This is a genomic window from Leptolyngbya sp. AN10, assembly GCF_050565645.1.
Classification (GTDB): Bacteria; Cyanobacteriota; Cyanobacteriia; order Leptolyngbyales; family Leptolyngbyaceae; genus Leptolyngbya.
Genome location: NZ_JBNXVP010000005.1, coordinates 39,833 through 58,198, shown reverse-complemented (window position 1 = coordinate 58,198; position 18,366 = coordinate 39,833). Strand labels below are relative to the sequence as shown.

The 18,366-nt window shown below is 46.9% G+C and carries 19 protein-coding genes and 1 tRNA gene; 9 read left to right on the top strand and 11 right to left on the bottom strand.

What is annotated here, in order from left to right; all coding sequences use genetic code 11:
• Nucleotides 1-355 precede the first annotated feature (355 nt).
• Complete coding sequence (locus ACQ4M5_RS08650) at nucleotides 356-1,012, bottom strand: ComF family protein (protein ID WP_430675181.1); 657 nt, start codon at nucleotides 1,010-1,012, stop codon at nucleotides 356-358.
• Nucleotides 1,013-1,347: 335 nt separating this feature from the next.
• Between ACQ4M5_RS08650 and ACQ4M5_RS08645 the strand changes: the two genes are divergently transcribed.
• On the top strand, nucleotides 1,348-3,501 hold the full coding sequence (locus ACQ4M5_RS08645; protein WP_430675180.1) for a putative PEP-binding protein: 2,154 nt from the start codon (nucleotides 1,348-1,350) through the stop codon (nucleotides 3,499-3,501).
• Between the two features lie 3 nt (nucleotides 3,502-3,504).
• Here ACQ4M5_RS08645 and ACQ4M5_RS08640 read toward each other — a convergent pair whose 3' ends face one another.
• Nucleotides 3,505-3,894, bottom strand: a complete 390-nt coding sequence (locus ACQ4M5_RS08640) for a Fur family transcriptional regulator (protein WP_430675179.1) — start codon at nucleotides 3,892-3,894, stop codon at nucleotides 3,505-3,507.
• Between the two features lie 86 nt (nucleotides 3,895-3,980).
• Between ACQ4M5_RS08640 and purS the strand changes: the two genes are divergently transcribed.
• The 3 genes from purS (at nucleotide 3,981) to ACQ4M5_RS08625 (ending at nucleotide 5,832) form a co-directional block, all read left to right on the top strand.
• Nucleotides 3,981-4,247, top strand: coding sequence for a phosphoribosylformylglycinamidine synthase subunit PurS (purS, locus tag ACQ4M5_RS08635; protein WP_430675178.1), 267 nt, complete (start codon nucleotides 3,981-3,983; stop codon nucleotides 4,245-4,247).
• 15 nt (nucleotides 4,248-4,262) lie between these two features.
• Entirely contained in the window at nucleotides 4,263-4,961 is a 699-nt protein-coding gene (purQ, locus tag ACQ4M5_RS08630) for a phosphoribosylformylglycinamidine synthase subunit PurQ (protein WP_430675177.1), read from the top strand.
• Nucleotides 4,962-5,040: 79 nt separating this feature from the next.
• Complete coding sequence (locus ACQ4M5_RS08625; protein ID WP_430675176.1) at nucleotides 5,041-5,832, top strand: SDR family NAD(P)-dependent oxidoreductase; 792 nt, start codon at nucleotides 5,041-5,043, stop codon at nucleotides 5,830-5,832.
• 163 nt (nucleotides 5,833-5,995) lie between these two features.
• Here ACQ4M5_RS08625 and ACQ4M5_RS08620 read toward each other — a convergent pair whose 3' ends face one another.
• Nucleotides 5,996-6,658, bottom strand: a complete 663-nt coding sequence (locus tag ACQ4M5_RS08620) for a nitroreductase family protein (protein WP_430675175.1) — start codon at nucleotides 6,656-6,658, stop codon at nucleotides 5,996-5,998.
• A 341-nt stretch (nucleotides 6,659-6,999) separates the two neighbouring features.
• Between ACQ4M5_RS08620 and ACQ4M5_RS08615 the strand changes: the two genes are divergently transcribed.
• Both ACQ4M5_RS08615 and ACQ4M5_RS08610 read left to right on the top strand, forming a co-directional pair.
• Nucleotides 7,000-7,530 carry a M4 family metallopeptidase gene (locus tag ACQ4M5_RS08615; protein WP_430675174.1) on the top strand — a complete coding sequence of 177 codons (531 nt, stop codon included), beginning with the start codon at nucleotides 7,000-7,002 and terminating at the stop codon, nucleotides 7,528-7,530.
• A gap of 17 nt (nucleotides 7,531-7,547) precedes the next feature.
• On the top strand, nucleotides 7,548-7,838 hold the full coding sequence (locus ACQ4M5_RS08610; RefSeq protein WP_430675173.1) for a protealysin inhibitor emfourin: 291 nt from the start codon (nucleotides 7,548-7,550) through the stop codon (nucleotides 7,836-7,838).
• Nucleotides 7,839-7,895: 57 nt separating this feature from the next.
• Here the strand turns inward: ACQ4M5_RS08610 and ilvB are convergent, their stop codons facing one another.
• Together ilvB and ACQ4M5_RS08600 are read right to left on the bottom strand one after the other, a co-directional pair.
• Nucleotides 7,896-9,734 carry a biosynthetic-type acetolactate synthase large subunit gene (ilvB, locus tag ACQ4M5_RS08605; protein ID WP_430675172.1) on the bottom strand — a complete coding sequence of 613 codons (1,839 nt, stop codon included), beginning with the start codon at nucleotides 9,732-9,734 and terminating at the stop codon, nucleotides 7,896-7,898.
• Nucleotides 9,735-9,997: 263 nt separating this feature from the next.
• Nucleotides 9,998-10,495: a hypothetical protein gene (locus ACQ4M5_RS08600; RefSeq protein WP_430675171.1), complete on the bottom strand. Its 498-nt coding sequence runs from the start codon at nucleotides 10,493-10,495 to the stop codon at nucleotides 9,998-10,000.
• 105 nt (nucleotides 10,496-10,600) lie between these two features.
• Here ACQ4M5_RS08600 and ACQ4M5_RS08595 point away from each other — a divergent pair, with 105 nt between their 5' ends.
• Complete coding sequence (locus ACQ4M5_RS08595) at nucleotides 10,601-11,758, top strand: ferrochelatase (RefSeq protein WP_430675170.1); 1,158 nt, start codon at nucleotides 10,601-10,603, stop codon at nucleotides 11,756-11,758.
• A 50-nt stretch (nucleotides 11,759-11,808) separates the two neighbouring features.
• Here ACQ4M5_RS08595 and ACQ4M5_RS08590 read toward each other — a convergent pair whose 3' ends face one another.
• Both ACQ4M5_RS08590 and ACQ4M5_RS08585 read right to left on the bottom strand, forming a co-directional pair.
• On the bottom strand, nucleotides 11,809-12,207 hold the full coding sequence (locus ACQ4M5_RS08590; protein WP_430675169.1) for a helix-turn-helix domain-containing protein: 399 nt from the start codon (nucleotides 12,205-12,207) through the stop codon (nucleotides 11,809-11,811).
• A complete protein-coding gene (locus ACQ4M5_RS08585; RefSeq protein ID WP_430675168.1) occupies nucleotides 12,191-12,490 on the bottom strand; it encodes a type II toxin-antitoxin system HigB family toxin in 300 nt (99 codons plus the stop codon). The genes ACQ4M5_RS08590 and ACQ4M5_RS08585 overlap by 17 nt, the downstream gene beginning before the upstream one ends.
• A 153-nt stretch (nucleotides 12,491-12,643) precedes the next feature.
• Here ACQ4M5_RS08585 and ACQ4M5_RS08580 point away from each other — a divergent pair.
• Nucleotides 12,644-12,717: transfer RNA gene (locus ACQ4M5_RS08580), tRNA-Pro, on the top strand.
• Nucleotides 12,718-12,829: 112 nt separating this feature from the next.
• Here ACQ4M5_RS08580 and ACQ4M5_RS08575 read toward each other — a convergent pair.
• The 4 genes from ACQ4M5_RS08575 to ACQ4M5_RS08560 all read right to left on the bottom strand — a co-directional run bounded on the left by ACQ4M5_RS08575 (nucleotide 12,830) and on the right by ACQ4M5_RS08560 (nucleotide 17,437).
• Nucleotides 12,830-13,690 carry a tetratricopeptide repeat protein gene (locus ACQ4M5_RS08575; protein WP_430675167.1) on the bottom strand — a complete coding sequence of 287 codons (861 nt, stop codon included), beginning with the start codon at nucleotides 13,688-13,690 and terminating at the stop codon, nucleotides 12,830-12,832.
• Nucleotides 13,691-13,758: 68 nt separating this feature from the next.
• Nucleotides 13,759-15,306, bottom strand: a complete 1,548-nt coding sequence (locus ACQ4M5_RS08570) for an ABC transporter ATP-binding protein (protein ID WP_430675166.1) — start codon at nucleotides 15,304-15,306, stop codon at nucleotides 13,759-13,761.
• Between the two features lie 83 nt (nucleotides 15,307-15,389).
• Nucleotides 15,390-16,337 carry an ABC transporter permease gene (locus ACQ4M5_RS08565; RefSeq protein WP_430675165.1) on the bottom strand — a complete coding sequence of 316 codons (948 nt, stop codon included), beginning with the start codon at nucleotides 16,335-16,337 and terminating at the stop codon, nucleotides 15,390-15,392.
• Nucleotides 16,338-16,342: 5 nt separating this feature from the next.
• The gene (locus ACQ4M5_RS08560; protein ID WP_430675164.1) at nucleotides 16,343-17,437 is read right to left on the bottom strand and encodes an ABC transporter permease; all 1,095 of its coding nucleotides are present in this window, start codon (nucleotides 17,435-17,437) and stop codon (nucleotides 16,343-16,345) included.
• 149 nt (nucleotides 17,438-17,586) lie between these two features.
• Between ACQ4M5_RS08560 and ACQ4M5_RS08555 the strand changes: the two genes are divergently transcribed.
• Entirely contained in the window at nucleotides 17,587-18,333 is a 747-nt protein-coding gene (locus ACQ4M5_RS08555) for a ferritin-like domain-containing protein (RefSeq protein ID WP_430675163.1), read from the top strand.
• Nucleotides 18,334-18,366 lie beyond the last annotated feature (33 nt).

The following is an 18,366-nucleotide window of genomic DNA, read 5'->3' as shown; positions in this document are numbered from 1 at the left end:
AAACTTCCTGGTCAACAGTAAACAAGCTATCTGAGTCGATGACGATAGGAACTGTAGAATCGGGGATGCTTAGTCAGCAGAACACTTGCAGACAAAACTCATGGGATACAGGCAAAACAACAGGAGGCGAATGGCTCCACAGGTTGAGCGGCTGCGATTCATCCCGAAGGCAGGGTTTTACTGCTAACAACATCACTTAGGTAGTTCTTCGCATTACCCTAACGCATTAAGTCTGCTCATACCATAATCGTTAATTACAATCAGCACAACTGCGGATGCTAAGTACAAGTTGATACAGTATATGAACCTAAGCTGCTGCCTGAACTCGAAGGAGTTGAAGAATTATTTATAAGGTCTATAAAGTCGATCGCGGTTCTCGAATGGGAGTTGCGATCGCGGCAATTCCTAACACTCGAATTTGATGTCGATGTAGGACTTGAATTGCAGCGCGGGCGGTTGCTCCAGTGGTATAAATATCATCGATTAAAAGAACTTGACGATCGCAACAAATTTTCCCAATCTCAAACACCTGAGATAGCATTTGTTCCCGTTGTTTTGGCGATAGATTAAAGAGTGCTTCTGTCGCTCGAATTCGCTTTAATCCTAAAGGCTGATGTAAATCTCCGGTGACATTACAGAAGGCGCGAGAAATTAATTCAGCTTGGTTGTATCCGCGTTGTTTTTGTTTCTCAATGTGTAGTGGAATTGGAACGATCGCTAATTTATTTCGAGTTAAATTCGCTTCTAACCACGATCGAGCCAAAGCTTCTCCAAGTGGGATGGCGAGTTCTGGATGTCGATCGTATTTCAATCTTGAAATCGTGCGCTTCAAGGTATCTGTGTAGTTTCCCCAAACGAATAGTTTCGGCTGTTGATTCCAAAATTGGGCGGGATTGGGAAGACGATCGCGCTCTAAACGGCGTTGGCAATCGAGACAAAACTGCTCAGATGTAGAGCGATCGCATAACGAACACGATTTTTGCAGGACGAAATTGAAGAAATTGCCGAACATTTGGAGTAACCAGAACCTTAGCGTTATAGGATGTTTGAAAAGTATAAAAAGCGGCTTTGCTGCGTTGCCAGTCCGCCCGGAAATGAATCTCCGGGCTGATAGAGGAAACCCCGCTGAAGCGGACTGGGAGCGTAATTCGGAGTTCTTAGCCCAGTTTAGTGGGCTTCCCACAATTAGCCCGGAGATTCATTTCCGGGCGGGTGAATGCGATGAACGATTACTTCTCAAACATCCTCTTAAGATGCCCGATCGCAAACATTCATTTATTCTGAGGAATTCCAGATCACTCGATCGTGTCCCCCTACAATCAAAAATCATGCTGTTAAACAGTTACAGTGGACACACTTTTTTCTCTCGATCAAATTGAATCTCAGCATCAGTCGCAGGTCGGAGAACAAGCGCTTCATCTCAGCGTGGTTGCTCAGAAAGGCTTTCCAGTGCTTCCAAGCGTGGTACTGTCTGCCGCTCGATTTCGCAATTTTCTCGAAACAATTCACTGGATTCAGCCACTTTTTGCGGATTTACCTTATTCTTCGTTGCGATTGAATCTTGAAGATTCGCAGCAGCTTCAAACGATCGCACGTCAAATTCGCCAAACCATTCAACACGCAGAACTACCTGAGTCATGGCTATCAGAGATTCAGACCGAACTCTCGAAGCTTCCAGAGCTTGGGGCAGTGAGTTTACGTCCGTCGATCGTGTTTAACACTGAACTTCCGAGTCAAGAACTCGCTGATTTGATCGAGCCACAGATTTGTAGTTCAGAAAAGAATTCATTAGCGATCGCGCTTAAACAACTATGGGCAGATTTATTTCGAGCAAGAAACTTAGTCTATTGGCAAGGCGCAAAGATTGAACTGCATCAAATTCACTTTGCCGTTTTGATTCAACCGATTGGAAGCGCGATCGCATCCGGTTCACTTCAAGGCACACCCCCGAATTGGGAAGTGATTGCAACTCGCGGATTACCAGTCGCGATCGCACGAGGGGAAGTGCTGCCTGAGATTTACAAGATTTCTGAAGACCAGATCCAATTCCAACAAGCGGGACGACAAACGATCGCGTATCAAATTGATGGAGCATTAACGCGATCATCGATGAACGAAACTGCTCCTGTTTTAAACGCCCAGCAACGAGAGGAGATTCTTTCTCTGACTCAGATGCTGCAATTTCCCGCTGCTCTAGATTGGCAATTTTACGATTCACAGCTTTACATTACGACCGTGCGCTACTCAAATTTGAATCCCCCTTCTCAGACGAGTCTCAATCAGGATCAGATCGTGAAAGGACTTGCTGCGGCTCCTGGACACGCGATCGGGGCTGCTTTTGTCCTGACTGATTTGAAACTCTCGGATGCTCCTATTCCTGCGGGTTCTGTATTGGTTACACCAATGATTTTGCCGGATTGGATTCCGTTACTCAAGTACGTTTCTGCGATCGTATCTGAGCAAGGTGGAATGACCAGTCACGGCGCAATTTTAGCGCGAGAAATGGGCATTCCTGCGATCGTGGGGGCAGAAGGCGCAACACAACGGATTCAAACCGGAGAGACGATCGCGGTAAATGGAAGTACTGGCTCTGTGACGATCGCAAGTCAGATTTCTAGAGCAACATCTAAAACCACTCAAATGAGTACGACTTGGAATGCAACGGCAACACAGTTAATGGTCAATATAAGCCAACTAAATTCAATCTCAGTTTCAGCCGAAAGTGATATTGATGGAATTGGACTATTACGATCAGAGTTAATGCTAGGAAGAACGCTAGAAAAAATTAATTCTGATCAGCTATCGAAACAGATTCAGACCTTTGCCGAATCGTTTGCCCCGCGTCCGGTGTTTTATCGCAGTTTAGATGTGCGATCGCACGAATTCCAAGGGTCGCCATCCGAAACGAATCCAATGCTCGGAAATCGAGGAACGTTTAGCTATTTGCAAGATCCTACTCGATTTGATTTGGAACTTGCAGCGCTCCAACAAGCCTTAGATGCGGGATGCTCGAATTTGCGATTGATTCTCCCATTTGTGCGAACGATCGAGGAATTCACGTTTTGTCGTCGTCGCGTGGAACAAGCGGGACTATTCGATCATGCTCAATTCCAATTGTGGATCATGGCAGAAGTGCCTTCAGTGCTGTTTTTGTTGCCCGATTATGTAAAAGCAGGTGTTCAAGGAATTTGTATTGGCACAAGTGATTTAACTCAGTTGATGTTGGGAGTCGATCGCGATCAGAGTGCAATGGCGAAAGTGTTTGATGAAAGTCATCCGGCTGTGATGAACGCGATCGAGCAATTGATCCAATCCGCGCATCGATTGAACATTCCCTGTTCGATTTCAACTCAAGCAGCGCTCACTTCAGAATTAGTCGATCGCTGGGTGGAATGGGGAGTCGATGCGATTTCGGTGAATTTATCAGCGGTCGAAATGGCACATCGTTCGATCGCACGAGCAGAACAGCGATTGCTATTAAATGGAATACGCAATCGATGAATTCTATGCTTCTTCTGCTTTGGCTTGACAGCGATCGCACAATCCAAAAAATTCCAGCATGTGATAGTAAATCTTGAAGCGATGCGATCGATTCAACTCTTGTTCGAGATCATGAACGGGACACTCATCGATCGGAATTGAATTTCCACACTGCAAACAGGTTAAATGATGCCGATCTTCTTGAATTAATCCATACAGCGATTCCCCATTTGGAAGCGTTCGAGCTTGAATCATTCCTTCGAGTTTTAATGCTTCTAGAGCACGATACACCGTTGCCAAGCCCATACTTTGATTTCGATTTCGCAACTCAACGTATAAATCTTGAGCAGAAATCGATCGATTGAGGCTCTTGAGAATATCCAGGATTCGGTCTTGGCTTTGGGTACGTTTCATATCAATAAATTGTAGAGATCAATGCCGTTTTGAATCACCGCAGTTTTAGAATAGATAGGCTTTGAACCATCAGTCGGGAGACCGTTGTGACTCAGAAATTTCACGCTCAGATCTATGTTACTCTTCGTCCTTCGGTGTTAGATCCTGCCGGAACAGCGGTTCAGTCGGGATTATCACACATGGGCTACTCGAATGTGGAACAAGTCCGAATCGGAAAGTATGTGGAACTGTCGCTGACTGCCGAGAGCGAAACTGCCGCACGAGAACAATTAGACGTAATTTGTGATCAGTTGTTGGCAAATCCAGTAATTGAAAATTATCGCATCGAACTTCAAGCACTGGCACAAGTTTAATCAAGGAGAAAGACGATGAAATTTGGCGTGTTAGTGTTTCCAGGATCGAACTGCGATCGCGATATTGTTTGGGTGACTCAAGGTTTACTGAATCAGCCAACTCGAATGATTTGGCATGAAGATAGTGATTTGTCTGATATTGATGTTGTAGTCGTTCCGGGTGGTTTTAGTTACGGGGATTATCTTCGCTGTGGTGCGATCGCAAGATTTTCTCCGGTGATGCGATCGACGATCGACCATGCGAACGCTGGCAAATTAGTGATCGGAATCTGCAACGGATTTCAAGTCTTAACCGAAGCGGGATTGTTACCTGGTGCATTGGTGCGAAATCGAGATTTACATTTTATTTGCGATCGCGTTCCGTTACGAGTCGAGCGCAATGATTTGATTTGGACTCGGAACTATGAGAAAGGACAAGTGATTGATATTCCGATCGCGCATGGAGAAGGCAGCTATTACGCTGATCCGGATACATTGAAATCGATCGAAGATAACAATCAAGTTCTCTTCCGTTACTGTGATTCAAACGGCAATCTAACGGATGAAAGTAATCCGAATGGATCGCTGAATCATATTGCTGGAATTTGTAATCGTCAGGGCAATGTATTAGGAATGATGCCGCATCCGGAGCGAGCCAGCGATCGAGCTTTAGGCTGCACAGATGGATTAGCTTTGTTTGAAAGCATTTTGCAAGCGGTTCCTGCCTTGGTTTAGAACTCTAACTTTGTAAAGACGCGATCGTAGTTTTGCCTTCCTAGCATGACAGTACGTATGTGAAAGAAGGAATTTAAAAATGAGTGATCGTCCCTTTGCAGTCGTAACAGGAGCCTCAAGCGGAATTGGCTATGAATTGGCGAAACAATTCGCTGAACATGGCTTTGATCTGTTGGTCACGGACATTGATTCTAAAATCGACGAAGCGGCTCCTGCGTTTGAATTCTTTGGTGCGAAAGTTCAAACCGTTCAAGCAGATTTAGCAGAATACGAAGGCGTTGAAAAACTGATTCAGGCAATTAAAGCAACCGGACAACCGCTTGAAGCGATCGCGATTAATGCTGGATTCGGGGAAGGTGGAAAATTCACCCAAACCGACCTGCAAAAAGAATTGAAGATGATCGACCTCAATATCTCTTCTTCAGTGCATCTGGCAAAGTTTGCAACACAAGTGATGGAACAGCGGCGTAAAGGTCGGATTCTGTTTACGTCCTCGATCGCAGCATTGATGCCAGGACCCTTTGAAGCGGTGTATGCTGCGACGAAAACATTTCTACGATCGTTCTCCCAAGCACTGCGCGAAGAGATGAAAGATTTCGGTGTGACTGTCACAGCATTAATGCCAGGTCCGACCGATACGAACTTTTTCCATGCTGCTGAGATGGATGATACTAGAGCAGCATCGAGCAAAAAAGATGATCCGGCTCAAGTGGCAAAACAGGGCTTTGAAGCGTTGATGTCGGGTAAAGATGAAGTGGTTGCTGGATCATTCATGAATAAGGTTCAGGCTGCGGTCATTCAAGCCATGCCCGAACCGATCAAGGCAGCGGCTCATCGTCAATTGAGCGAACCCGGATCAGGTAGCAATTAGAGGATGTTTAAAGGGATAAGAAGTGTCTTCACGACGATTCATTCCGCCTTGGATTAGAAATCAGGTCTTTAGTTCCGTTTACTGGACTAAAGACCTGATTATATTGGCTGCTGTAGCAATCCTAAGTTATTTATGAAGTAGGGAGTGGGGAGTGGGGGGAAGATCAACCGCTGTAACTATTATCAACCCGATCGACAAACACATTTGCACTCAGCGGCAATCGTCCGGGATTTTTTCGGGGTTCCGCTGCATAGCCAACGGGGAGAAGAACCGCGATCGCTAAATTATCTGCTCCGATCACCGCTTTCACTTGGTCTTCAATCCAACCATTCATAAAACAAGTTGAAAGTCCCAAACTCTCTGCTGCTAAAGCTGCATGAGTCGCCGCAATCATGGCATCTTTGATCGCATACTCACGTCGCTTCTCGCCCAGTCCAACTTGAAACTGTGGCACTGCATTTTTGAAATAGTTCGCGGTTCCCTCATTCCATGCGCCTGTCGCCATTCCTTGTTCAAGGATCGGAGTGAGATCACCTTCTGGAGCATGAGGATCAGCCGCAAAAACAAAAGTGACGGGAGCCTGAGCGATTTGCTGTTGATTCCAAGAAGCCGCACATAAAGCCTGTTTTTGCGCTTCGTCTTGCACCAAAATAATTCGCCAACTTTGAGTATTGAAGCTACTGGGAGCAGCGACCGTCAGTTCAACTAATTGGCGTAAGAGTTCCGGTGCGATCGCATCAGGCTTGAACGATTTAATCGATCGACGTTGCAAAATTGCGGTCGGAACATCGAGCGGGGTCGTTGTGCGATCGAGAGCCATTGTCATAACAGTTCATTCCTTGTGTCGGTTAGCGTTTGCAAACGTATTGCTACATACGTTGCCCAAATGATAAAACAAGCATTAATCTAACAATTTACAAAGAAATCTCCAGTTCATTCTAAGAGAATAATTTAAGCATTTCTCCCTAGCAATTCTTTCGATAATTTGTAGCGTTGCTTAACACATTGAGATAAATCCTTGATTTGTGTTAATTCACCCGTCGATCGAATCCCATTGAATTTCACCCCCTTCCCAAACAATTTCTAAAGAAAACGCGGAGAGTTGCGAACTGATTTGTAGTCTGGTCTACAGAGAATCGTCGCGAGTGCATCGAATCCATCAAAACTTTGGAGCAATCAAACGAAGCTGCTTTAATTTACCGAGGACAATCCGGAGCGCTGAATGAATCGTTTTCTGATATGTTTGGCAGTTTGATCAAGCAAAAAGTTTTGAACCAAACCGCTGATCAAGCCGATTGGCTCATTGGCGAAGGGTTACTGACTTCTAAGATTAATGGCAAAGCTTTACGATCGATGAAAGCTCCTGGAACTGCCTACGATGATAAAGTCCTTGGCAAAGATCCCCAACCTGCGGAGATGAAGAACCTTTACACCGGAAATGCAGATAACGGCGGCGTTCATATTAATTCTGGAATTCCGAATCGTGCCTTCTATCTCACCGCAACCGCGATCGGAGGATACGCCTGGGAAAAAGCTGGAAAAATTTGGTATCTTGCACTTACAGAGCGTTTGCGCCCTTCATCTAATTTCCGCACCGCTGCACGAGTCACATCTGCGATCGCAGCAGAACTTTATGGCGCAAACAGCAACGAACAAAAAGCAGTTCAAACTGCTTGGAAAACAGTTGGTGTTGTCTAACTCAAAAGGAGAGAGCAATGCGCGTCACGCTTGAACAAAGTGGAGGATTCGCGGGGCTAATGATCACGAAATCGATCGATACTCAAGATCTCTCTCCATCCGAAGCCCAACAGCTTGAGAATTTGGTGAAAAGCTCCAATTTCTTTCAGTTGAATTCGATCGTCGAAGCCTCTCCGCAGCCCGATCGCTTCGGATACACGCTCATGATTGAGATGAATGGTCGATCGCATTCGATTGATCTAAGCGAAACCAATATGCCAGAGAAGGTTAGACCGATCGCGGACTGGGTACAAACGCGATCACGTTAAAACACAAAAAAGGGGAACGGTACGATCGCGCCGTTCCCTCTTTTTGTTCAATCGATTCTACATCTTCGTTCCACAACTCGGACAGAACTTATTCGTCGGAACATTCTCAGCACCACAATTGTGGCAACTGATTGTTTCCGCCGCCCGCTCCAACAATTTCCGCTCAGGTAGTCCAATCATCTGAGCATTGCTCTTACCAGAGGGAACCATCGGATAACAGTTTTCGTTCTTCTTCACACGCACATCCATCAAAACTGGACCCGGATGCGCGATCATTTCCGCGATCGCATCTTTCAGTTCCTCGCGTGTTTCAACCACCATTCCTTTGATCCCAAACGCCTCTGCCAATTTGACAAAATCCGGCGTTCCGACCTGCATATTCGAGTTGGAATAGCGCTCATCGTAGAACGCTTCTTGCCACTGACGCACCATGCCCTGCCAACCGTTGTTAATAATCACGGTTTTGACATTAATCCCATATTGCGCCAAGGTTCCAAGCTCTTGAATATTCATCTGAATGCTGGAATCGCCACTAATACAGATCACTTCTTCATCTGGAACTGCAACTTTAGCTCCCATCGCCGCAGGCATTCCAAAGCCCATCGTTCCGAGTCCTGCACTCGAAATCCAACGACGAGGACCATTCTTGAGAAACTGCGCTGCCCACATTTGATGCTGTCCCACATCCGTTGTATAGAAAGCATTCGGAGCTTGCCGTCCAACTTCCGCGATCACTTCTTGCGGCGACAGCACACTCGGATATTCAGGCACAATCAGCGGATAATCTTCACGCCAGCGATCGACTCGCGCCAACCAAGCGGCAGTCTGTTCCGGATTCGCCGGATCGCCTTCTTCCGCACTCCGCTCTAACAAGTCGCTCAGAACTTGCTTCACATCTCCCACGATCGGCACGTCAGGTAAGCGAACTTTTCCAACTTCCGCTGGATCAATGTCGATGTGAATTACTTTTGCACGAGACGCAAATTCATCGAGCTTTCCAGTCACACGATCGTCAAATCGTGCTCCCACCGCAATCAGCAAATCACATTCGGTTACAGCAAAATTCGCGTAAGCTGTTCCGTGCATTCCAAGCATTCCAACTGACAAAGGATGATGCTCATCAAATGCGCCAATTCCCATCAGCGTTGTGGTGACAGGCAATTTAAACCGCTCAGCGAGTTCTTTCACTTCTGAATGTGCACCTGCTGCGATCGCGCCTCCACCGACGTACAACAATGGACGCTGTGCCTGCCGAATCAGCTTTAAGGCTTGTCCAATCTGACGCGGATTACCTTTCACGGTCGGACGATAGCCCGTTAACCGCACTGAACCCGGATCAACCGGAACATAATCGAATTGCTCAACTCCGACATCTTTCGGCACATCAATTAAAACAGGTCCCGGTCGTCCCGTACTCGCGATGTAGAACGCTTCAGCAACGATTCGCGCCATATCTCTGGGATCGCGAACGACATATGAATGTTTAACGATCGGCAACGTGATTCCGTAAATATCCGTTTCTTGGAACGCATCACTTCCGATCGCAGGACGCGGAACTTGTCCTGTCACAATCACCATCGGGATCGAGTCCATGTGAGCCGTTGCAATTCCTGTCACCAAATTCGTCGCACCCGGTCCTGAAGTTGCAAAACAAACTCCCACCTGTCCAGTTGCACGCGCATATCCATCGGCAGCGTGAGCGGCTCCCTGTTCGTGGCGCACGAGAACGTGCTTGAGGATTCCAGCCTGTTCAGCCCGATAGAGTTCATCATAAATCGGTAAAATTGCGCCGCCTGGATAGCCGAAAATATGCTTCACACCATGACGACTTAGGCTGTCGATTAAAGCAAAAGCACCCGTCACCTTTTGGACTGCTGATCGTTGCTGCAACTGCACAGGAATACCCTCTTCAAGTATGCTCGATTGGATAAATTGGAAGACTTTTGTATCGTAGGATGCAAGTAATAGAAATATAGTGTAAGGCTGAACCCTACCTGTGTCGAGAGAATGTCTTACGGATTTTTCAAGATGCCCACGATACCAAGCATCTGGAATGAACCGCACAAATTCTTATGTCACAGAACCTTGATATCGCACCAAGTCTGGCTATCTCAATCCTAATCAATCGATCCACTTTTGAACTTTGTCGATCGACGAATTCACTCAAGCAAGACCAACTCAGAAATAAAATCAGCCGCAGTCATCTCACGATTCGAGGATTCAATCACGCCTCGCACAGCATCCGGAGAATGCCAAAGTGTCAGATGTTCAACGGCGGGATCTGCATAAAAGTGAGTTGCATTTCCGCCAAGCATTAGAGAACTCCAGTGCGTGAAACGATCGTGGCTCATTCGATGAATCGGAAAGTCGCCAAACAAAGGAACGCCCCAACCATCGATCGCAATCAGTCGGGCAATCCGAATCCCTTGACGATGCCAAATTCTTGCCGCCGCGATCGCGCCCACCACACCCGCACTAAACGCAACAATTAAAACAGAATTGCTCGGCTGAAAGAACTCTAGAATGTGTTGAGACGAATACACAGGCTGTCGATCGGATGGAAAAATCGAACATCTTTCCACTGACAGAGGCACTTTAGAAACAAACGCCTCCGTCAATTCAGCAGGGTGCATCCCTGGACAAATTAGAATCTGCATTGCTTACGTAACAATATTTCACTCATTGATCCTCTCCCCCCGTAGGGGATGTTAGCCTGAAACTAAATCGAAACCGATACATTGCAAAAAAAAGGGGTTTTACACGTGGTCGCGACTCCAGAAAAGCTCGAACACACTCACCATCATTCCGCATCTTTAGACTCAAATCGAGTTGCGGTTCTGCTTATGGGATACGGCGAGGTCGAGAGCTACGACGATTTTGCCAATTACAACGAACAGGCGCTAAATCTATTAACAGCAAAATTCGCCCCTGTTCCCACCTGGGTTTATCCACCGTTAGCAAAACTATTAGCTATCTTCGATCTGCATGAATGGGGACATCAACACGGACAATTCATTTCTCCACACAATGAAATCTTTGAGAAACAACGTGCAGGCGTAGAAGCTGCATTACAAGAAAAATGGGGCGATCGCATTGAAGTCTTCAAAGCCTTCAACTTCTGCAAGCCCTTTTTACCCGAACAAGTCCTCACAGACATCAAAGCTCAAGGCTTTACCAAAATTCTGATCTATCCCTTACTGGTTGTAGATTCCATCTTCACAAGCGGGATCGCAGTCGAGCAAGTGAATAAAGCGTTGGCAAATCTAGCAGACGAAGGAGAACATTGGCTGAAGGGAACTCGTTATATTCCTTCATTCTTCGATCGACCTGAATATATCGATCGCATGGCTCATTTAGTCGAAGCCCAAGTCCAATCTGATCTGGCTGAACATTACTTGCCGTCTCAGATCGGCATTGTCTTGATGAATCACGGTTGTCCACACAAAGCAAAAGGCTTTACGTCTGGAATTACCGAGAGCCAAGCCCTGTACGACAAGGTACGCGATCGCTTAATCGATCGATATCCTCTCATTTCCGTCGGTTGGCTGAATCACCAAACGCCGCTGATCGAATGGACGCAACCGAACGCAGATTTGGCAGCGAGAAACTTGATCGAACTGGGAGCAAAAGCGATCGTCTTTATGCCGATCGGCTTTGCCACTGAAAATCATGAAACCCTTCTCGATGTTGAGCACATCATCGAAAAGCTTCACCGCAAATATTCCGATGTGAAGTACGTCAGAATGCCCTGCGTGAACGATGATCCCGAATTTCTCAAGATGGTTGCAGAGTGGGCAACTCCCCAAATTGAGTCGCTCCTATCCGAACAAGCTTTGGCGGTTGTTCCGGTACATGGCGAAATCCACCACGATCATGATCACGGACATCACCATCACGGACACGAGCATCACCATCATTAATCGGTGAATTTTAGGGGAGGCTCAGAATTGCCTCCCTTTTTTCGATCGCTCTACAGAAATAGATCCGGAGAAACTTTGAAGCGATCGGCTAACGCTTTAGCCTGTGACTTGCTAATGGCTCTTTTTCCATTCACAACTTCGCTGACTACCCCGCTTGAACCCAGTATGCCCACGAGATCCGCCTGACGTGTTCCACTCGATTCCATAATATGCTGAAGAATCTCGTGTGGAGCGGCTTCTGGAATTGGGTAGTGCTCTGTTTCATAGAGTTCTACCAGTGTCACAAGCAATTGATACAACTTCTGCTCTTCTAAGGTTCGATCTTTCTTAAAGTGCAGTTGCTCTGTGACTGTTAGAATTCGCTCGTATTCTTGTTCTGAGTCGATTACTTGCGGTAATGTTTCGGTCAGCAGTTGACGGTATTTAGTTTGATCAAAAGTAAGGGTCATTTTTCCACTTGTCTTTGTCGTATTCAGCGTGAGTTAGGAAATATTTGTAAAAGATTGTTTGCGTCTCGTAGTCAATGCCAACAATCAATCGATAAGCATTTCCCTTGATGTTGAAGACGGTAAAATTGCCAACAGCTTCAGCATCTCGATAGATTAGTCGAGCATCTTCTAAGGATTGCCAGTTTGCCTTTCTGACTGTGGCGTACCACTGCTCTATTTGAGAACTTACATCAGAATACTGAGCCGCATCAATGCGTAAGTTGCGAATGTGAATTAGGTGCATTACCGTACAAATTTTTCATAATGATTAATTCAATTGAATGTTGCTCCATGCTCTCATTTTGAGAGGAATCTGTCAATTCAACCATTCTCTAACAGTTTAGAGATTTAGATTGTACGATCGCGTTTTCCACGCTATAATTTCAGAGCTTAGTTACGGGATGTAGCGCAGCTTGGTAGCGCGCCTGCTTTGGGAGCAGGATGCCGCAGGTTCAAATCCTGTCATCCCGATATGTACTTCTTAATTAGAGCGTCACAGCGCGATCGTATCATCGCAGCAAAAATCAACTTTCTGCATGAATGCCGTAGCGAGTAGAATTCGATCAGCATTCATGCAAGAACTCTATTGTTTCGCTTGTTGGCGAGTGGTTAGCTCTTGATACATTGCTTGAGCACCAAACTGACGCGCTAGATTGATCGCTTTTTGCAAATCCGCTCTTGCAGCTTGAGATCGTCCCATCTGTTCATAGGCACGAGCGCGATACTCATAGGCTTTGATGTAGAACGGATTGAACCGGATTGCGGTGGAAAAATCATCGATCGCCGATCGATAATCCTGCATCCAAAAATACGCCACTCCTCGATCGACATAAGGACGCGCTGATCCTGACGGCAATAATTTCACCGCTTGATTAAACGTATTCAATGCCGCTCGAAAATTTCGGGCATCGATTTGTTGATAGCCTTGCTCGATCAGTTTCCAGACATCGCCTTGTGGAGTTTGTCCAGCGGTTGCAACTGAAAGTTCAAGTAGACTAATTTCGCTGTGATAAAGATGTCGAGTGGTTTGTTCTGCCATTAAAGCCGCGCTCTTTTCAGTGTCGAGTCTCGCTTGGCGTTCATCTCCTAAGCGCGATCGCACCAGTGCTAATCCGGAGTATGCAATCGCGGCTTTCGGATCAATTTGCAGAATCCGGTTGTAACTTTCTAACGCTTGTGGCAATTGTCCGCTTTGTAATTGGGCGAATCCTCGTCCGCTGTAGGCTTCTTTGAAGTTTGGATCAAGTTGAATCGCTCGGTTAAATTCTGCGATCGCGGGTTGATAATTTCGATTGCGTAAATGTCTCATGCCCTGTTCAAAGGCACGATGACTCTGGGCGCTTTCTTGGACGAGCGTAGGAGTTTGAGCAACCAATTGCGGTTGTGCAAATAGCGAAAGTGAGAAGACTGCTAACGGGAGCCAAATCTGAGCGGACGATTTCATACGGAGATCTCAGTAAGAAAGTCAGCAGTTCCGTAAAGTTTTTACAAAACTGCTGTGTAACTTACTTATTAGTGCCCAGTCATACTGCGTCCGATCGCATTAAAGTCGGCTTTGTCAATTGAACTTTCGTATAGGAATTTTCCGCCGCTGATCACGAGAATACGATCGGACAATTTCAGCAATTCGTCTAAGTCTTCACTCACCAAGAGAACGGCGACACCGCGATTTCGAGCTTGAAGAATTTGATTGTGAATATCTTCGACTGCCGCAAAATCTAGACCAAAGCAGGGGTTCGCTGTGATTAATAACTTGACGTGATCCGAAGAGAGTTCCCGCGCCAAAACGGTTCGTTGCACATTTCCGCCCGATAAATCTCTCACTGGTGTTTCTGGCGAAGGCGTTTTAATCCGAAATTGTTGAATTAGTCCTAAAGCCGATTCGCGAATTGCTTTGAAAATCAGGAGTAGACCTTTGGACTGCGGAGGTCGATCGAAGGTTCTCAACGCGAGATTTTCCGCGACGCTCATGTGAGGAACACAGGCATTTTTCAGTGGTTCTTCCGGCAGAACAAATACGCCATGTTGGAACATCTGCGATCGACTCGCTTGATAGACTTCTCCATTCACTCGGACTTCACCGGAAGTAGGCGATCGCTGTCCCGCCAAGACTTCAACGAATTCTCGCTGTCCATTCCCTGAGATGCCAGCAATACCTACGATTTCGCCGCTGTGAACATTCAGATTTACGCCTGCAACGCCTTCGAGTCCATTATCTTTATCGGCATGAAGATTCTGAACTTCCAGCACCGGAACCGGATTATCATGTGGCACTTTTTCGACGGGTTGCGCCTCGCGCCGTTCGCCCATCATCATCTCAGTGATATCAGGAACCTTTAAGACGCTCATGCTACCCGTTCCCGCCAATTTACCGCGCCGCAAAACGGTGATTTCATCGGTAAAGCCTGTGACTTCTCGCATCTTGTGGCTAATCAGCAAAACGCTTAATTGTCCTGCGCTGACCTGTTCCCGCAGCAATCCGAGAATTTCATCCGCTTCACTCGGAGTTAAAACGGAAGTTGGTTCATCAAGAATCAGAATTTTGCTCTTGAGATACAGCAGTTTGAGAATTTCGAGCTTTTGTTTTTCGCCTGCCGCCAGTTGAGACACCAACGCATCGAGCGGCAGTTGAAACGGCGAAGTTTGCATGAACGCTGAGAGTTTTTCGGTTTCAGCTTTCCAATTGATGACTAAATCGCCACCCGATCGAGCAATCAGCAAATTTTCCGCAACCGTCATCGCGGGAACCGAGGTGAAATGCTGATACACCATGCCGATTCCGTATTTTTGGGCATCACGTGGAGAAGCGATCGTACAATCCTGCCCGTCTAATTGAACTTTCCCACTGGTGGGCGTATAGAACCCCATAATGCACTTCACAAGGGTACTTTTCCCGGCTCCGTTTTCACCCAACAGCGCATGAAAGGTTCCCGGTTTCAGCGTCATCGAAACGTGATCCAGTGCGGTAAAAGTTCCAAACCGTTTCGTCATTTCCCGGACTTGGAGCAGCGGGGGAAATTGTCGAGTTTCTAAAGCTGAAAGTTGAGTTGCAGTGGTCATAAGTTTGGATGTTGTAATGTGGTGCAGGCATCTTGCCTGCTCTTAAGGTCGGGCAAGATGCCCAACCCACAAAAGTTCAAGTCTCAATTCAATGTGCCCAATGCCCCAGGAGCACCGGAGATTGTTCGTTTGGGTGAACAAGTCAAAATCATAATAATCAGCGTCAACACATACGGAGCGGCATTGAACAAATAGTAGCCAGTCTCAATTCCGACTCCTTGCAGTGCAGGTCCGATCGCTTGTGCGCCCCCAAACAACATCGAAGCCCACAAACATTGAATCGGATTCCATCGGGCAAAAATCACGAGCGCAACCGCCATCAATCCTTGTCCACTTGAAATCCGTTCCGACCAACTACCGGGATAATACAGCGACAAATATGCGCCTCCAATTCCCGCCAAAAATCCGCCTGCCATAATACACAGCATCCGAACTTTCTTAATCGAAATCCCCATCGCCAAAGCCGCTTCAGGATTGTCTCCCACTGCTCGAATGAATAAGCCCCAGCGGGTTGCTCTGAAAAACCAATTCATGACGAACGCGATCGCAATTCCCAAAATAAACAGCAAATTGATCCGAAACGTCTGCTGAATCTGCGGAACCGAACTCCAATCTCCAAGCCCGATCGATGGTAATCCTGGGGCAGAAGGTTGAATAAATGGCTTGCCTAAAAAGAATGCCAATCCACTTCCAAAAATAATCATCGCAATTCCAACTGCCACATCATTCACTTTCGGCTGTTGAGACAACCAAGCATGAATGAACGCCAGCAACATTCCAGCGATTCCCGCCGCGAGAACACCGAGCCAAGGAGACAAGGCACTTCCAACCGTTCCTTGAGCCAGATATGCCACCGCATACGCGCTCATGGCTCCCATTAACAAATTGCCTTCCAAGCCGAGATTAATCTTGCCGCTTTTCTCGGTCAAACATTCGCCCAAACTGACGAACAAAAAGGGTGCGCTACCTCGGAGCGTTCCAGCCACGATCGCTAAAGGTACTCCCCACCATCCCAATGCTTCGGTTGCCATGTTGTTTAACCTCCTTGAACAGCAGATGACGCGGGTAATTTCGGCTCTGGCTCTTTGAAAATCTTGAACCGTCCATACAGCGATTCACTATAGAGCACCACCAAAAAGACGAGTCCTTGTAAAACATAAACCGTGGCATCGGGCAAATCTAATCGTCGCTGTAGAATACTGCCCGATGCGAGAATGCCACCGAATAGAATCGCGATCAGACTGGCTGCGATCGGGTTATTCCGCGCCACAAATGCAACCAAAATTCCCGAATAGCCATAATTCGCATTCAGGGATTCATTCGCCCGTCCATGCACTGCGGCAATTTCCACCATTCCCGCCAAGCCCGCACAAGATCCCGCGAGAAAGCAAATTGCCAGCGTTAACTGTCCAACCGGAAGCCCTGCAATTCTCGCAGCTTTGATATTTCCGCCTGCGGTTCGAGCAGCAAATCCAAATGTCGTGCGCTGAATCAGGAAATAGGCAATCACACAGGCAATAATTCCGTAAATCAGACCGTAGTGAACTCTGGGCAAAAATGGAATTGTGCCTAAGCGATCGAGATCCGGTATCGGATAACTCGAAGGCTTATTCAGCGAACTCGGATCGCGGATCGGACCGCCAACTAAATGGTTTAGAAGCGCGATCGCAATATAGTTCATCAGCAAACTACTAATCGTCTCATTCACGCCTCGGTAGTGTTTCAAAGCTCCCACGATTCCAATCCAAATTCCGCCGCCGATCATTCCTGCGATCGCCATTGAAGCCTGAGTCACCGAAGCAGGCGCTTGATTAATCGCAGACAATCCCACGATCGTCGCTGCAATTCCGCCCATCACTAACGCGCCTTCATTCCCGATAATCACCAAGCCCAATCGAGCAGGCAACGCCGTACAAAGTGAAGTCAACATCAACGGAGCCGCCCGAATCAGAGAATTCTGGAACGATGACCAGCTTCCGAATGCTGCTTGGTAAATCGCGCCGTAAACTTCAAACGGATTTGCACCAGCAGCGAAACAAAAAATTCCAAACAAAACCAATGAAAAGAGGAGGGCAGCGATCGGAATACAGATCGCCTCTAAGGTTTTGCGCCAATTTCCGACAGTGAGCATCTCAGTACCCTGTGTGAATTTCAGTATTCTCGCTTTTTCGCGATGCCAAAAATGTACCCTTGCTCACGAATTTGAGATGTGTAGCAAGGTTGATTTCTTGAACTGAAATCGCACGTTACCATTTCCAGTAAGAATTTCAACCCTCACTTATGAATCTTCTTACTCAAGTTCTTCACATTGTTGGTTCCGGTGCGAGCGCTTACGTTCTTTCCAGCAGTATTCGCGACCCGAAAACTCGTCCCAATGTCATTGCAGGCTTCCAAATGGCAGAATCGGGAGCCGTTCCATTCTTACAAGCATTACGCGATCGAGCCGCATCTGAAGGAGAAACTTGGCTGGCAGAAAAACTCGATCGACACGCCAGCGATGAAAAACGTCACGGTCAAATTTTCGCCCACGGTCTGAAGCAACTGAATCGCCGCGTGATGGATTTTAGCAAAATGCGCGAACGAGAAATCGACGGCAATCCGAGCGAACAGCGCAGTCCGTTCTTTGGTTCATATTTCAAGGGCTATTCTCAAGAACAGTTGAAGCCCGAAAACATCGAATGGAGCGTGTTCATGGCAAGCACTTACATTCTCGAACTCGATGCTAGTAAGGATTTTGTCAGAATCGCCAATGCGCTCCCTGATGATCCAGCCAGCACAAATCTCAAGAAAGGAATTATGAGCGTGGCACTGGATGAGACGGGACACGCAGCTTATTTGCGTGAGGCGATGGAGCGTCGATATGGAGCGCGTCAGACTCAGATCTTGATCGATGAATGGCGATCGAGAAAAGTCGATGCGATGCTGGCTGCGATGCAAAACTTCCTCAACAAAGGCGGCAAAATGGCGCAAATGGTCGAAGAAGGTGCGCCCGTCGATATGCAAGCCGTTGAACAGGTTGCAGCATAGTTCTTTGAATTCCCGTTAAGCGAACCGTCCACG